The organism is Mycobacterium sp. Marseille-P9652, assembly GCF_902652685.1.
Lineage (GTDB): Bacteria > Actinomycetota > Actinomycetes > Mycobacteriales > Mycobacteriaceae > Mycobacterium.
In genome coordinates this window covers 1-14,730 of sequence record NZ_CACRUY010000026.1, presented here as the reverse complement: position 1 = coordinate 14,730, position 14,730 = coordinate 1, and the positions used below count along the sequence as shown (strand labels likewise).

15 protein-coding genes and 1 pseudogene are annotated in these 14,730 nt (G+C 70.4%); 10 read left to right on the top strand and 6 right to left on the bottom strand.

Annotated elements, in window-relative coordinates:
* Nucleotides 1-38: 38 nt before the first annotated feature.
* From GPY60_RS14980 to glnX, 3 genes are read right to left on the bottom strand one after another with little or no spacing between them, the layout of a single operon-like run.
* On the bottom strand, nt 39-2,300 hold the full coding sequence (locus GPY60_RS14980; protein WP_156688459.1) for a serine/threonine-protein kinase PknG: 2,262 nt from the start codon (nt 2,298-2,300) through the stop codon (nt 39-41).
* Nucleotides 2,300-3,271: a glutamate ABC transporter substrate-binding protein gene (locus tag GPY60_RS14975; protein WP_156688458.1), complete on the bottom strand. Its 972-nt coding sequence runs from the start codon at nt 3,269-3,271 to the stop codon at nt 2,300-2,302. Before GPY60_RS14975 ends, GPY60_RS14980 begins: the two co-directional genes overlap by 1 nt.
* Nucleotides 3,268-4,587, bottom strand: coding sequence for a protein kinase G-activating protein GlnX (gene glnX, locus GPY60_RS14970; RefSeq protein WP_156688457.1), 1,320 nt, complete (start codon nt 4,585-4,587; stop codon nt 3,268-3,270). Before glnX ends, GPY60_RS14975 begins: the two co-directional genes overlap by 4 nt.
* 134 nt (nt 4,588-4,721) lie before the next feature.
* Between glnX and GPY60_RS14965 the strand changes: the two genes are divergently transcribed.
* Nucleotides 4,722-5,363: an NUDIX hydrolase gene (locus GPY60_RS14965; protein ID WP_156688456.1), complete on the top strand. Its 642-nt coding sequence runs from the start codon at nt 4,722-4,724 to the stop codon at nt 5,361-5,363.
* Here the strand turns inward: GPY60_RS14965 and thiE are convergent.
* Nucleotides 5,335-6,018 (bottom strand): thiamine phosphate synthase, encoded by a 684-nt coding sequence (gene thiE / locus GPY60_RS14960; protein ID WP_156688455.1) that lies wholly within the window; start codon nt 6,016-6,018, stop codon nt 5,335-5,337. The two genes, GPY60_RS14965 and thiE, sit on opposite strands and share 29 nt — an antisense overlap.
* 150 nt (nt 6,019-6,168) lie before the next feature.
* On the opposite strand from thiE, the gene thiO reads away from it, so the two are divergent.
* The 4 genes from thiO to GPY60_RS14940 are packed head-to-tail and all read left to right on the top strand — an operon-like array spanning nt 6,169 to nt 8,879.
* A complete protein-coding gene (gene thiO / locus GPY60_RS14955) occupies nt 6,169-7,179 on the top strand; it encodes a glycine oxidase ThiO (RefSeq protein WP_156688454.1) in 1,011 nt (336 codons plus the stop codon).
* A complete protein-coding gene (thiS, locus tag GPY60_RS14950; RefSeq protein WP_156688453.1) occupies nt 7,176-7,373 on the top strand; it encodes a sulfur carrier protein ThiS in 198 nt (65 codons plus the stop codon). The genes thiO and thiS overlap by 4 nt, the downstream gene beginning before the upstream one ends.
* Nucleotides 7,366-8,124 (top strand): thiazole synthase, encoded by a 759-nt coding sequence (locus GPY60_RS14945; protein ID WP_156688452.1) that lies wholly within the window; start codon nt 7,366-7,368, stop codon nt 8,122-8,124. Before thiS ends, GPY60_RS14945 begins: the two co-directional genes overlap by 8 nt.
* Nucleotides 8,121-8,879, top strand: a complete 759-nt coding sequence (locus GPY60_RS14940) for an SGNH/GDSL hydrolase family protein (RefSeq protein ID WP_156688451.1) — start codon at nt 8,121-8,123, stop codon at nt 8,877-8,879. The genes GPY60_RS14945 and GPY60_RS14940 overlap by 4 nt, the downstream gene beginning before the upstream one ends.
* A 4-nt stretch (nt 8,880-8,883) precedes the next feature.
* Here the strand turns inward: GPY60_RS14940 and GPY60_RS14935 are convergent, their stop codons facing one another.
* Nucleotides 8,884-9,420 (bottom strand): serine/threonine protein kinase, encoded by a 537-nt coding sequence (locus GPY60_RS14935; protein WP_156688450.1) that lies wholly within the window; start codon nt 9,418-9,420, stop codon nt 8,884-8,886.
* Nucleotides 9,421-9,595: 175 nt separating this feature from the next.
* Nucleotides 9,596-10,137: pseudogene (locus tag GPY60_RS14930) on the bottom strand (serine/threonine protein kinase).
* A 278-nt stretch (nt 10,138-10,415) separates the two neighbouring features.
* Here GPY60_RS14930 and GPY60_RS14925 point away from each other — a divergent pair.
* From GPY60_RS14925 to GPY60_RS14905, 5 genes are all read left to right on the top strand, one after another.
* A complete protein-coding gene (locus tag GPY60_RS14925; protein WP_156688449.1) occupies nt 10,416-10,742 on the top strand; it encodes a CD225/dispanin family protein in 327 nt (108 codons plus the stop codon).
* 13 nt (nt 10,743-10,755) lie between these two features.
* Nucleotides 10,756-11,181, top strand: a complete 426-nt coding sequence (locus tag GPY60_RS14920) for a DUF2752 domain-containing protein (RefSeq protein ID WP_156688504.1) — start codon at nt 10,756-10,758, stop codon at nt 11,179-11,181.
* A 48-nt stretch (nt 11,182-11,229) separates the two neighbouring features.
* On the top strand, nt 11,230-12,711 hold the full coding sequence (locus GPY60_RS14915; protein ID WP_156688448.1) for a M28 family metallopeptidase: 1,482 nt from the start codon (nt 11,230-11,232) through the stop codon (nt 12,709-12,711).
* A complete protein-coding gene (locus GPY60_RS14910) occupies nt 12,708-14,171 on the top strand; it encodes a M28 family peptidase (protein WP_156688447.1) in 1,464 nt (487 codons plus the stop codon). The genes GPY60_RS14915 and GPY60_RS14910 overlap by 4 nt, the downstream gene beginning before the upstream one ends.
* A gap of 63 nt (nt 14,172-14,234) precedes the next feature.
* Nucleotides 14,235-14,730, top strand: a 496-nt coding sequence (locus GPY60_RS14905) for a DUF222 domain-containing protein (RefSeq protein ID WP_156688446.1), incomplete at its 3' end; no start/stop codon positions are given.

The following is a 14,730-nucleotide window of genomic DNA, read 5'->3' as shown; positions in this document are numbered from 1 at the left end:
TCGCTGTGGACGGCTGAAGTGGGCGCTCGCGGGCCCACCTAGAACGTGCTCGTCGGGCGCACCCTGTTCGCCATGTCCACCAGTGCATACCGGTGCCGTTGGGTGGGCGCGACGCGGGCCAGGCTCCGCAGCGACGCCTCGACGCCCAGCCGCAGGCCGTGCTCGGTGAAGGGGAAGCCCAGGATGTGATTCGTGCTGGCGTGGTGGTCCTCGAGCCAGTCCATCGCGGCGCCGAGCACCAGCGCGCGGATCTGCAACACCCGCGGCTCGGTCGGCGGCAGCGCCTCGACGCGGCGGGCGGCGTCGCGGATGTCCTCCTCGGTGATCTCGCTCGTCGTCCGGCCGGACAGCAGCGTCACCGCGCTCGTCAGGCGCGCCGTCGTGAAATGCCTTGAGGAGGAGGGCACCTCGTCGAGCGTGCGAACGGCCCCGGCCCGGTCCCCTTGCACCGACAGCGATCTCGCCAACCCGAACGCCGCCGAGATCACGCCGTCGTTGGTCCGCCACACCGTTTCGTAGAACTTGTGCTCGTCGGTGTCGCCGGAGAGCTCGGCGGTCGCGGCGAGGGCGAGCTTGGGCGCGAGCTCGCCGGGGAAGGTGTCCAGCACCTCGGTGAAATGCTTTGTGGCCGAGTCATAGTCGCCGGTGAGCAGCTCGGAGACGGCGCGGTACCAGACCAGCCGCCACTGCCATCCGACCCGCTCCGCCAGGTCGTCGAGCTTGCGGGTCGCCTTCGCCACGTCGCCGAGGTCCAGCAGCGCGCGGACCTCCATCAGCGGCAGCTCGATCGACTCGGACACCTCGACACCGTCGGCGTCCAGCGTGCCGTGGCGCGCGGCTCGCAGCGAGTCCAGCGTCTGAACCGGCTGGGAGAGCACCGTCGCCTGCAGCACCGACGCGGCGACGTCGGCCGGATCGACCAGCGGCACCTGCAGCGCCGTGACGATCTCGCGGGCGGTCAGCCGCTCCGAATGCACCTGGCCGTCCAGGTACACGTCGGTGTGGGCGACCAACAGGTCCACCCCGAACGTCGAGCGGCTGGGGCTGAAGACGGTCGACAGCCCGGGGCGCGGGATGCCCGTGTCGTGCGCGACGACCTCGCGCAGCACGCCGAGCAATTGCGCCGACATCTGATCGGTGCTGGCGAACCGGCGCCGCGGGTCGGGGTCCGTGGCGCGGCGCAGCAACCGCCGGAACGAGTCGTAGGTCTTCAGGACGGGGTCGTCCTCGGGCAGCCCGTCGACGTAACGCCCGTTGCGGGTGGGCATGTTCAGCGTCAGCGCGGCCAGGGTGCGCCCCACGGTGTAGATGTCGGTGGCGATCGTCGGCCCGGTGCGCACGATCTCGGGCGCCTGAAAGCCCGGCGTCCCGTAGAGGTAGCCGAACGAGTTGATCCGCGACACCGCGCCCAGGTCGATCAGCTTGAGCTGCTCCTCGGTGAGCATGATGTTCTCCGGCTTGAGGTCGTTGTAGACCAGGCCGATCGAGTGCAGATAGCCGAGGGCGGGCAGGATTTCGAGCAGGTAGGCGATCGCCTCGGCGACGGGCAGCTTCTCGTCCCGGCCCTGCTTGAGCGACTGACCGCCGATGTACTCCATGACGATGTAGCCGACCGGGTCGCCGTGCCGGTCGGTGTGCTCGACGAAGTTGAAGATCTGGACGATCTGCGGGTGGACCACCTCGGCGAGGAACTGGCGTTCGGCCATCGCGATCGCCTGCGCCTCGGCGTCACCCGAATGCACCAGGCCCTTGAGCACCACCGGGCGGTCGTTGACGTTGTGGTCGACCGCCAGGTACACCCAGCCCAGCCCGCCGTGCGCGATGCAGCCCTTCACCTCGTACTGGCCGGCCACGATGTCGCCCGGATTCAGCTGCGGCAGAAACGAATACGGGCTGCCGCAGGCGGGACACCAGCCCTCGGACTGCCCCTCGCCGTCGTCACTCGAGCGGCCCACCGGCTTGCCGCAGTTCCAGCAGAACCGCTTCGACTCCGGCACCATCGGGTTGGTCATCAGCGCCTCGAGCGGATCGATGTCCCGGATCCGCTCGATCTCGACCAGGCCGCCGCCCAGCTGCCGGACGGGTGGCAGCACGCGCGTGGCCACCGTCATCCGCTCCTGCGGCTCCGAATCCATGGTGCCCAGCGAGATGTGGGGAAAGTCGTCGTCGTCATCGTCGTCGAAGTCGGGCCGAAACAGCGCCTGGGTGGCCTGCGGCCGCCCCGACACCGACTCGGACAGCGCGTCCGCCGCCTGCGTGCCGGTCGCGGGGGCTTCGGTGGCGTCGGGTTCGTCGGCCATCAGTCTGAATACCTCGGCGCGGGCGGGGCGGGAGCGGGCCCGAGGACCGTCAACCACTTGCGATACAACGTGTTCCAGGTGCCGTCCCGGCGGATGCGTTCGAGCGTGCCGTTGACGAAGCGGACGAGCCCCGTGTTGTTGAGGTTGATCCCGACGCCGTACGGCTGGGTGGCCATGTTGGGCCCGACGATGTGCAGGTACGGGTCTTCCTCGACGAGCCCGGCCAGCATGGAGTCGTCGGTGCTGACGGCGTCGATCTCGCGCTGCTGCATGGCCACCAGGCAGTCGGCCCAGTTCACCACCGACACGATCGCCGGCGGCGGGTCGATCTGGCGGATGCGGTGCAGCGACGTCGTGCCCTTGGCCACGCAGACCCGCTTGCCGGACAGGTCCGCCGGCCTGGCGATCGGCGAGTCGCGCGGGGCGAGGATGCGCTGGTTGGCATCGAGGTAGACGGTCGAGAAGTTCACCTGCTTGCGCCGCTCGCAGGTGATCGTCATGGTCTTGACGACGACGTCGACCTCGGAGTTCTGCAGGGCGGTCACGCGCTCCTCGGACGAGAGGATGCGGTACTCGACGTGCGAGGGCGCGCCGAAGATGTCGCGCGCGATCTCACCGGCGATGTCGACGTCGAAGCCGGTGATCTCGCCGGTGATCGGGTCGCGGAAGCTGAACAGGTTGCTGCCGATGTCGAGCCCGACGATCAGCCGGCCGCGGGCCCGGATGTCGGCGACGGCGGCGTCCGCCTCCGCCCTGGTCGGGAAGGGCCGCAGGCTGGCGGTCAGGTCGCAGCCCTGGGCGGGGTTGTCCGGGGGCAGCGGCGGTTCCGGCGCCATCTGCTCCATGCCGACGGGCGTGGGCGGCGGCAGCGTCGGCACCGTGGCCACCATCAGCGACTCGGGGTGCCCGCAGCCCGCCACCCCGGTCACGGCGGCCAGCGCGGCGAGCGCACCGAGTGCGCGCCGCATCATCGGTACTCCTTCAGCCGCGGCCACAGGCCGAGCGCGACGGCGATGGCCGCGCCGAGGCTCAGCACCACGCCGCCGACCTGGGCCCCCGACAGCCCGCTGCGCGCGTTGAGGACGTCGTTGCGTAACTGGGTTCGGCTCTGATCCATGGCCTTCACCAGCTGCTCGTCGAGCTTGTCGAAGGCGGGAGTCGAGTCGTCCTCGCCGCTGCCCAGCGCGACCTGGGTCGCCGCCCGGTAGTTGCCCACCGAGATGTAGGAGTTGATCCGGTCGTTGGCCTGGCGCCAGCGCAGCAGCAGCTGGTCGGCGCCCTGCAGGTCGGGCTTGTCGACGGCGTCGCTGCGGGCCATGTACTCGTCGAGCTGCCGGTGCATCGAGTCGATGCGCTGGTAGAACGACTGCTTGCGCTTTTCCTCGTCCCCGCGGCGGATCAACGACAGCGTCTCGTCGGCACGCGCCTGCTGGGCCGTGATCGCGACGTTGGTGACGGTCTTGAGGGATTCCGCGGCGGTGTCCTTGGCGCTACGACTGGCCGTCGTAGAGATCGTCAGCGCAGTTCCGACCCACACCACCATCACGAGAATAGCCAGCCCGCCGACCACCAGGCCCGGGTTGATGCGGCGCCGCGTGCGCTGCGCAAGCCAGCGGTGCGCGAACGCGCCGAAGAGCGCGGTGGTGACCACGACGAGGATGACCGGCTGGGGGATCTGCGTCGACGCGGTGGTCTCGGTGTCCACCCGCTTGGACGTCTCGTCGTAGAGACGCGCCGCGTCGGGGAGGATCGTCGACTGCATCAGCCCCGACGCTTCCGACAGGTACGACGACCCGACCGGGTTGCCCGCCCGGTTGTTGGTCCGGGCGATCTCGATGAGCCCGGTATAGACGGCCAGCTCGGCGTTGATCCGGCCCAGCAACTCCACCAGCGGCTCGTCCGTCAGCCCACTGGACGCCCGCGTCACCGCCACCGAGGCGTCGGTGATCGCCTGCTCGTAGCGCTGCCGCACCGGGCTCGGCTCCGCCTCGGCGATGAACGCGGTGGCCGCCGCGGCGTCGGCGACCGACAGCGTCGTGTACAGCCGCCCCGCCGCGAACGACAGCGGCTCGGTGTGGTTGAGCACCGTGGTCAGCACCTGCTGCCGGTGGTTGATGGTCGTCGAGGTGGCGAACGCGCTGGCGCCGCCGAGCGCGGCGAGGATGATGCCGATGGTCAGGATGCGACCGGGCGTCGTGGAGATGAACCACCAGCGGGGGTGAGCCGGTTCGACGGGCGACCGCAAACCCGGCGGCTCGGTCGACGGGTGCGCCAACTCAACCGTCACGTCTGATCAGCCCTCGTCTTTCGGCCACTGGAATTTCGTTGCACGCGGGTATAAGCGAATCTTAAGAGGATTTGCGGCGGATGGGGGGAGGCCGACGCAATTGACCCCCGGCGGGTGCTGCCTATCCTGAACTCGTGCGCGGCGACGGTGACGGATGGGTGGTATCCGACAACGGCGGCCACTACTGGGGACGGTTCGGCGCGGCCGGTCTGCTGCTGCGCGCCCCGCTATCGGACGGCACCCCTGCGGTGCTCCTGCAGCACCGGGCCGTCTGGAGTCATCAGGGCGGCACCTGGGGCCTGCCGGGCGGGGCCCGGGACAGCCACGAGACCCCGGAGGAGACGGCCGTCCGCGAGGCGCACGAGGAGGCCGGGTTGCTCACCGAGCGGCTCACGGTCCGCGCGTCGGTGGTCACGGCCGAGGTGTTCGCGCGCGGGGGCCGGCGCTGGACCTACACCACCGTCGTCGCCGATGCGGGTGAGTTGCTGGCCACGGTGCCGAACGGGGAGAGCGCCGAGATGCGCTGGGTGCCCGAGGAGGAGGTGACCGGGCTGCCGCTGCATCCGGGCTTCGCCGCCAGCTGGCAGGGGCTGCGTGCCTCGCCGGCGCGGGTGCCGCTCGAGCACGGCGACGAACGACGCCGGCACCTGCCCCGCACGGTCGAGCTCGACGCGGGGGTCTTCGTGTGGTGCATGCCGGGCAACCCCCTCCCGGCCGACGAGGCGCCGTCGCAGCTGAGCCGCCGGATCAGCTCGCTGCTGCAAGCGCAGCGCTGAGCTCGAGCGCCGCCGCCCGGGGGTCGTCGGCGCCGGTGATGGCCCGCACCACGACGATCCGCCGGGCGCCGGCGTCCAGCACCTCGGGCAGCCGCCGCGCGTCGATGCCCCCGATGGCGAACCACGGCTTGTCGGCCCCCTGCGCGGCGGCCAGTTCTGCAGCCGTCCGCACCAACGGAAGCCCCGGGGCCGCGCGCCCCGGCTTGGTGGGGGTGGGCCAGCAGGGGCCGACGCAGAAGTAGTCGGCCGGACCATTCGCGGCGGCGAACACCTGGTCCGGGTCGTGGGACGACAGGCCGATCAGGATGTCGGGGCCGACGATCTCGCGCGCAACGTCGAGCGGCAGGTCGTCCTGCCCCAGGTGCAGGACGTCCGCGCCCGCGGCCCGCGCGATGTCGGCGCGGTCGTTGACCGCGAACAGGGCCCCGTGGCGGCGCGCCGCGTCGGCGAGGATCTCGCACGCCGCCAGCTCGCCGCGCGCCTCGAGCGGGCCGAACCGCTGCTCACCGGCCGAGCCCTTGTCGCGCAGCTGGACGATGTCCACCCCGCCCGCCAGCGCGGCGTCGACGAACTCGGCGAGGTCGCCCCGCTCGCGGCGCGCGTCGGTACACAGGTACAGGCGGGCCGTGCCCAGGCGGGCAACTGGATCGTGCACACCGCGACGCTAGCGCGCTAGCGTGGAGCCTGAACAAACCAGACACGGGAGTCCCGGACGAGCGGGGCTGAGAGTGGGCACCACCAGATCGACTGGTCCTGCCCTTACCGTCACACCTGATCCGGGTCATGCCGGCGAAGGGAGGACCGCATGCCGTCACCGACGGTCGCCGTCATCGGCGGCGGCGTCATCGGGCTGTCGGTGGCGCGCCGGGCCGCGCGCGCCGGCTGGGCGGTGCGCGTCCACCGCACCGCCACACCGGGCGCCTCCTGGGTGGCCGGCGGCATGCTGGCGCCGCACAGCGAGGGCTGGCCGGGGGAGGAGCGCCTGCTGCGGCTGGGCCTGGAATCGTTGCGGCTGTGGCGCGAGGGCGGCTTCCTCGACGGCCTGCCGCCGGAGGTGGTCACCGCCCGCGAGTCGCTGGTCGTGGCCGTCGACCGGGCCGATGTCGCCGACCTGCGCACCGTCGCCGACTGGTTGTCCGGGCAAGGCCATCCCGTGGTGTGGGAGTCCGCCGCCCGCGACGTCGAACCCCTGTTGGCGCAAGGCATCCGGCACGGCTTCCGGGCGCCGACGGAACTGGCGGTGGACAACCGCGCGGTGGTCGAGGCCCTGGCCGCCGACTGCGAGCGCATCGGGGTGCGGTGGGCCGGGCCGGTGCACGACCTGTCGGGCGTCGAGGGCGACGCGGTGGTGATCGCCAACGGCATCGACGCCCCCGCGCTGTGGCCGGGCTTGCCGGTGCGCCCGGTCAAGGGCGAGGTGTTGCGCCTGCGGTGGCGCAAGGGCTGTATGCCGTTGCCGCGCAGGGTTGTTCGCGCACGCGTCCACGGGCGCCAGGTCTACCTCGTGCCCCGCGCGGACGGTGTGGTCGTGGGCGCCACCCAGTACGAACACGGACGCGACACCGCCCCGGTGGTGTCGGGCGTGCGCGACCTGCTGGACGACGCGTGCGCGGTCATGCCGGCGCTGGGCGAGTACGAACTGGCGGAGTGTGCCGCCGGGCTGCGGCCCATGACGCCCGACAACCTGCCCATCGTGGAACGCCTGGACGCCCGGACCCTGGTCGCCAGCGGGCACGGCCGTTCCGGGTTCCTGCTGGCGCCGTGGACGGCCGAGCAGATCGTCGCCGAGCTCGCCCCCGTCGGAGCGCACCGATGATCGTCACGGTCAACGAGCGGGAGGTCGAGGTCGACGAGCGGACCACGGTCGCCGCGCTGCTGGCGGCGCTCGGCTATCCCGACCGGGGCGTGGCGGTGGCCATCGACTCGTCGGTCGTCCCGCGATCCCGTTGGGGGACAGCGGTTCCGGACGGTGCCCGACTCGAGGTGGTGACGGCGGTGCAGGGTGGCTGACTCGAAGCTGACGATCGCGGACCGCAGCTTCGCCTCGCGGCTCATCATGGGCACCGGCGGCGCAAGCAACCTGGCGGTGCTGGAGGAGGCGCTCGTCGCGTCGGGCACGGAACTCACCACCGTCGCGATCCGCCGGGTCGACGCCGAGGGCGGGACGGGGCTGCTGGAGCTGCTGAACCGGCTCGGCATCACGCCGCTGCCCAACACCGCGGGGTGCCGCAGCGCGGCCGAGGCGGTGCTCACGGCGCAGCTGGCGCGAGAGGCGTTGAGCACCAATTGGGTCAAGCTCGAGGTGATCGCCGACGAACGCACGCTGCTGCCCGATGCCGTCGAATTGGTCAGGGCCGCAGAGCAGTTGGTGGACGACGGCTTCGTCGTGCTGCCCTACACCAACGACGACCCGGTGCTGGCGCGCCGCCTGGAGGATGCGGGATGCGCGGCGGTCATGCCGCTGGGTTCGCCGATCGGAACCGGCCTGGGCATCACCAACCCGCACAACATCGAGATGATCGTGGCGCGGGCCGGCGTGCCGGTGGTGCTCGACGCCGGCATCGGTACCGCCAGCGACGCCGCGCTCGCGATGGAGTTGGGTTGCGACGCCGTGCTGTTGGCGACCGCGGTGACCCGGGCCGCCGATCCGCCGGCCATGGCCGCGGCGATGGCCGCTGCCGTCACCGCCGGCCACCTCGCCCGGCGCGCCGGGCGCATCCCCAAGCGGTTCTGGGCCCAGGCGTCCAGTCCCGCGCCATGAAACGGTATGTCGCGCTGGGTAGTTCGATGGCCGCCGGGCCGGGTATCGGGCCGCGCGCCGCGGGCGCACCCTGGGGGTCGGGCCGATCGGCCCGCAACTACCCGCATCTGGTCGCCGACCGGTTCGGCCTCGACCTGACCGACGTCACGTTCTCCGGCGCCACGACGGCCCACGTGCTGGCCGAACGACAGCGCGGCGCGCCACCCCAGATCGCCGCGCTGGACGGTTCCGAGGCCCTCGTCACGGTGACCATCGGCGGAAACGACGTCGGCTACGTCCCGCTGTTGATGGCCGCGTCGCTGCCGGGGTTCGCGCGGCACCTGCCGGTGCTCGGTGGCCGCATATCCGAGTTGCTGGACCGCGACTCACGCGATCGGGCGCTCGCCGCGGTGTTCGACTCGCTGTGCGCGGTCGGCACGGCGGTGCGTGGGCGCGCCGCCGACGCCCGCGTCCTCTTTGTCGACTACCTGACGATCCTGCCGCCCGCGGGCACGCGCGCGGCGCCGTTGTCGGAAGCGCACGCCGACCTCGGCCGCCACGTGGCCGCGAGGCTGGAGCGGCTCACGGCCGACGCGGCGGAAGCGACGGGTTGCGGGATCGTCCGTGCCGCCGACGCAAGCCGGCGGCATCACGCGTGGGCGGCCGAGCCCTGGACGACCCGACCCGGTGTGCCGCTACCGGGCCGCCCGGCCCCGCTGCACCCCAATGCCGCCGGGATGCGCGCGGTGGCGGAACTCATTGCCGCACAGCTGTAGACAATCAGCCGTTGGCGCGCCACCACTGGTACAGGGCGTTCACGTCGCCGTTGTTGGCCGTGACGTGACCCAGCACATTCTTGGCGTCCGTGGTCCACGTGATGGTCGCGGAGTTCTTGTACGTGCCGCACGCCACCTGGCCGGCCGCCGCCGAGCTGCCCTGGTGCCACGTCGTCGGCGACTGGCCGGCGTCGCCGCAGGCCGCCAGTGACACGTCCTTGATGGTGGAGCTGAACGCCGAGGCCAGGTTGGTGGTGTTGTCGAACAGGGCGTACAGGCCGGCCGCCGGTCCGTTCGAGTCGGGGCTCTGGCCGCATAGGAGCTCGGCAAGCTCCCCGCTCTCCGTCAGGGTCTGAGGCTTGCAGTTGTTGAGGCCGTAGCCCTTCGACACCGACCCCGCAAGCGTGTTGAGATCGGCCGAGCTACCGGTGCCCGGGTCCGCGGAAACCGTGGCGGTGCCGACGACGGCGAAGCCGCCAACGAGCGCTGCGGCGGTGGCGGTCCGCAGTGCCCGGCTGAGGGGAGGAGCGAGAGGGGACATCCGAGATCTCCTTAATTTGTCGCACCGGAGCGCGCTCCGCTGATCTGCGTGAGTGTATTTCGGCGGCCGTCCGGAGTCACTGGTTTCAGCAAAACGAAATGTGAATAGTCGAGCAAATGCGGCCGCCCCGCGCGCGAAAAGTAAGGCGGCCACAATATTTGGGTGGCCGCGACGGTCATCCATTGGTCAGCCACCACTGGTAGAGCGCGGAGGTGTCGGCGCCGGCTCCGCGGATATCACCCAACACGCCTTTCGAGTCCGTTGTCCAGATGATCTGGGCGGCATTCTGAACGTTCCGCACGCCACCTGTCCCGAGTCGCCCCCCGAACCGCCGTGCCAGGTGGTGGGGGACTGGCCCATGTTCCCGCAACCGGTGAGGACGTGGTCTTTGAGGCTGGCCTTGAACGCTCCGGCAAGGTGCTCGGGGGAATCGAACAGGACGTAATTCGCCTGGGCGGGTCCGGCGGGATCGGGGCTCTGTCCGCAGGCGAGCGACGCCAGCTGGCCCGCCGAGAGGTTCTGGGGCGTGCAGTTGTTCGCGTTGTAGCCTTTCGACAGCGCGGCGATGAGCGCGTTCATGTCACCGGGGTTGGCCGGGTTGCCGGGATTGCCGGGATCGGCGGGGTCCGCGGCCGCCACGCGCAAGGGTGCCAGGGCGAGCGTCGCCAGCAGGACGGCGACTGCCGCGACTCGGCGTGCGGTCCTGCGATCGGTCATTTGAGGTGGCTCCTTCGCGGTGGTCGCTGCTTACGGATCGTAAGGCTCTGCGGCCGCTGCGCAACCCATTCCGGGGGAAATTGTCTGTCTGGTGCGCCTTTTCGCGGGCGCGAACGGATGCCATTGGCCGACAGACATTTTCGCGACGGGCACGCATCGGCCGCGCCGGCAAGGCTGAGATGACAGCCGATTTTCGAGTTTGGTGATGCCATGGCGTGTCCGCTCCGGTATGGTAACAACCGTTTCACGCCAGCTAACTTCTCGCGACTGGAGAATCCATGACACAGCCACCCCCTCCGCCCCCGGGTTATCCGCCGCAGCAGCCCGCCGGACAGGCGCCGAATAACTACTTGGTGTGGTCCATTCTGGTGACGCTTTTCTGCTGTCTTCCGTTCGGGATCGTGGCGATCGTCAAGTCCAGCCAGGTCAATGGTTTGTGGGCGCAGGGTCGCTACGCGGAGGCCCAGGCCTCGGCCGACAGCGCGAAGAAGTGGATCATGTGGTCGGTGATCGTCGGCCTGATCGTCAATGCGATCGTCATCGGCGTCAACGTCGTGAACATGAATTCAAACACCAACGCGGCAATGATGCTTCTGGGCATGTGAGGCCGTGTCGGTGATGGTCACCCGTTACGCATCGGTACCGCTGGGGCTGGGTGCGCCGCTCGTGGTGGCGGCGTCCACAACGCTGGTGTGTGCCGCCATCTGGGTGGGTGACCCGACGACGCCCAACGGTCCGCTGCCGGTATGCCCTACCAAGGCATTGCTCGGCATCGACTGCCCGGGATGCGGCAGCATGCGCATGCTGTACTCCCTGATGCACGGCAATCTCATGGCGGCCGCCAGGTTCAACGCTTTGGGCCTGGCGGCCCTCGTGCTCCTGGTGTGGGCCTACCTGTTGTGGACCTATGGTCGCGTGACCGGCAGACGGATCCGCGGCTGGCATCAGCGGCGCTGGTCCGCGGCCGTGGTTCTGGTGCTGGTGGTGATCTGGTTCGTGGTGCGCAATCTTCCGTTCGCGCCGTTTACCGCGCTGCATGTCTGATGGTGTCGACCGGCGCTTCGGCGGCGCCGGCGTCTAACGTTGGGCGCGATGCTCAACAAACTCCCGGCGGCCGCCTCCGTCCTCTTGACCCTGGCCGCTCTCTCGGCCGGTTGCGTCCACCGGTCGGCCAACTCGCAGCAGGGTTCGGCGAGCGACTTCGCCAATTCGCTGCACACCAAGGTGACCACCGACGCGATGATGGCGCACCTGACGAAGCTGCAGGACATCGCCAACGCCAACAACGGCACGCGGGCGGTGGGCACCCCCGGTTATGAGGCCAGCGTCGACTATGTGGTCGACACGTTGCGGCACAGCGGATTTGATGTCCAAACCCCCGAGTTCTCGGCGCGGGTCTTCCACGGCGACAAGCCGGCGGTGACCGTCGGCGGCAGACCCGTGGAGGCCCGGGCGCTCGAGTTCAGCCTCGGAACCCCGCCCGACGGCGTGAGCGGGCCGCTGGTCGCGGCGCCGGCCGGTGACAGGCCCGGGTGCGCCGCCTCCGACTACGGCGGCCTGCCGGTCCGGGGTGCCGTCGTGCTGGTCGACCGCGGCGACTGCCCGTTCGCCCAGAAGGAGGACGTCGCGGCCAAGGCGGGCGCGGTCGGAATGATCCTTGCCGACAACGTCGACGAGCAGCAGATGGGCGGCACCCTCGGGCCCGATACCGAAGTCAAGATCCCGGTGGTGAGCGTGACGAGGTCCGTCGGGGTCCAGTTGCGCGGACAGCCCGGTCCGACCACCATCAAACTCAACGCGAGCGTCCAAAGCTTCAAGGCCCGCAACGTGATCGCCCAGACGAAGACGGGTTCCTCCACCGACGTGGTGATGGCCGGTGCGCATCTGGACAGCGTGCCGGAGGGACCCGGCATCAACGACAACGGATCCGGGGTGGCCGCGATCCTGGAGACCGCGGTGCAGCTCGGCAGTTCGCCGTCGGTGCGCAACGCGGTGCGGTTCGGCTTCTGGGGCGCCGAAGAGCTTGGTCTCATCGGTTCGCGCAACTACGTCGAATCCCTGGATCTGGCCGGGCTCAAGGACATTGCGCTGTACCTGAATTTCGACATGCTGGCTTCGCCGAATCCCGGCTATTTCACCTACGACGGTGACCAGTCGCTGCCGGCGGACGCCCGCGGCCGGCCCGTGGTGCCCGAAGGCTCCGCCGGGATCGAGCGCACGTTCGTTGCATACCTCAAGTCCGCCGGAAAGACGGCCCAGGACACGTCGTTCGACGGGCGTTCGGACTACGACGGGTTCACCCTTGCGGGCGTGCCGGCGGGCGGGCTGTTCTCGGGCGCCGAGGGCAAGATGTCGGCGGATCAGGCGAAGCTGTGGGGCGGGACGGCGGACCAGCCGTTCGATCCGAACTACCACCAGAAGACCGACACCCTCGACCACATCGACCGCACGTCGCTGGGCATCCAGGGTGGCGGCGTCGCCTACGCCATCGGTCTGTACGCGCAGGATCTCGGCGGCCACAATGGAGTTCCGAACATGGAGGACCGCACGCGGCACGTGCTCACGAAGCCATGACCCCTCGACTGGGCGCGACGGTGATCCTGCTGGCCGGGCTGCTGGCGGGATGCGAGTCCTCGCGCGCCCCGCAACCGTCCTCGGCGCCCGACCTGAGCCACGGGCTGGCCGCCAAGGTGACGGCGGACGGAATGTTCACCCACCTGCGCGCGCTGCAGAACATCGCCAATGCCAACAAGGGCAACCGTGCCGAGGGCACACCCGGCTACGACGCCAGCGTCGACTATGTGGCAAAGGCATTGCGGGACAAAGGCTTCGATGTCTCCACTCCGCAGTTCGACCGGCTGTATGCGATCTCTCCCGGCCAGCCGTCCGTGACGGTCGCCGGGCGTGCCTACCAAGTGGACCAGGCGTCGATGCTGCTGCAGACGCCGCCCGGTGGGCTGACCGGACCGCCCGTCCGGCCCACCCAACCGTCGGGCTGCGCCGCGAGCGACTATCCGGCCTCCGTTCCCAAGGGCGCGATCGCCGTCGTCGACGACGCCCGCTGCTCGGTGGTCGACAAGCAGAACAGCGCGGTCGCCAGGGGCGCCGCCGCCCTGATCGTGCTCAGCACGCCGAACGGCCAGGGGGCACCGCCCACGTTGTTCGGGCCCGGCTACTTCAAGCAGCTGACCGTGCCGGTCGCCGTCGCCGGTGGCTCCGCGGCCGGCGCGCTGGCCCGGGCGACCGCACCGGTGCGCCTGGTGCTGGACGCCCGCAACGGCGTGATCACGTCACGAAACGTACTGGCGCAAACGAAGACCGGCTCGCCGCACGAGGCCGTCGTGGTCGGCGCGCAACTCGACGGAGCGCCCGGGGGGCCGGGCATCAACGACAACGGCTCCGGGGTCGCCGCCGTGCTGGAGACGGCGCTGCAGCTGGGCCCGCTGGCCCCGGTCAACAACGCGGTCCGGTTCGCCTTCTGGGGCGCCGGGGTCAACGGCGCCATGGATTACGTCTTCGGGATGGACGGCGATCAGCTCAACGACATCGCCATGTACCTCGACTTCACCGCGCTGGGCTCACCGAACGCCGGTTTCTTCACCGACGACGGCGACCAGTCAGGTCCGCCCAGCCCCGGGATCTCGTTCGGCGACGTCCCGGACGGGTCGGCCGGCATCGAGCGCACTCTGGGCGGGTACCTGAACCTGGCCGGGAAGCGCCCCGCCGACATGCCGCTGGACGCCAGGGCCACCTACCACCCCTTCATGGTCGCCGGGGTGCCGGTCGGTGGCCTGACGGCCGGTACGACGCAGACGAAAACCACTGTGCAGGCGCGGCTCTGGGGCGGTCAGGCCGGTGTGGCGTTCGACCCCAACGATCAGGGTCCGCGCGACACGGTCGACAACGTCAACCGTGAGGCGCTTTCCATGATGGGTTCCGGCGCGGCGTTCGCGGTGGGGACGTATGCCGAATCCGTCGGTGGCGCCAACGGGGTGCCCGGACACGACAAGCGCCACCGCACCCGGGTGCCGTAGCGGTATCCACAGTGCGGGCGTCTACTGCCTGAGTTGTCGTAGGCCGGTGGCATAATCGAACACATGTTCGAAGAACCTCGCCGTGCAGATTCCTCGCCCGCTGCCGCCCTCCTCGGGGAGATCGCCGCGGCGGCGCGCGCGGAGAATCAGGGCGCGGCCTTGCAGTTGGCCAAGATCGGCGAGTTCTTCGCGTATCGGCACGCGCAGGGTGCGGCCGACGAGGAGTGGGTGGTCGACACGATGGAGGCGGTGGCCGCCGAGGTGGCCGCGGAATTGCGGATCTCGCCGGCGCTGGCCCTGTCGCGGCTGCATCACGCGCGGGCCTTCCGCGAGCGCCTGCCCTTGGTAAGCCAGGTGTTTGCGGCCGGGGACATCGACTTTCGGTTCTTTGCCACCATCGTCCATCGCACGGATCTGATCGACGACGCCGACGTGCTCGCCCAGGTCGATGCGCAGTTGGCGGCCGGGGTGGCGCGGTGGCCGTCGATGACACGCTCGCGGCTGGCCGGGCAGGTGGACCGGATCGTCGCGCGCCTGGATGCCGATGCGGTGCGCCGCC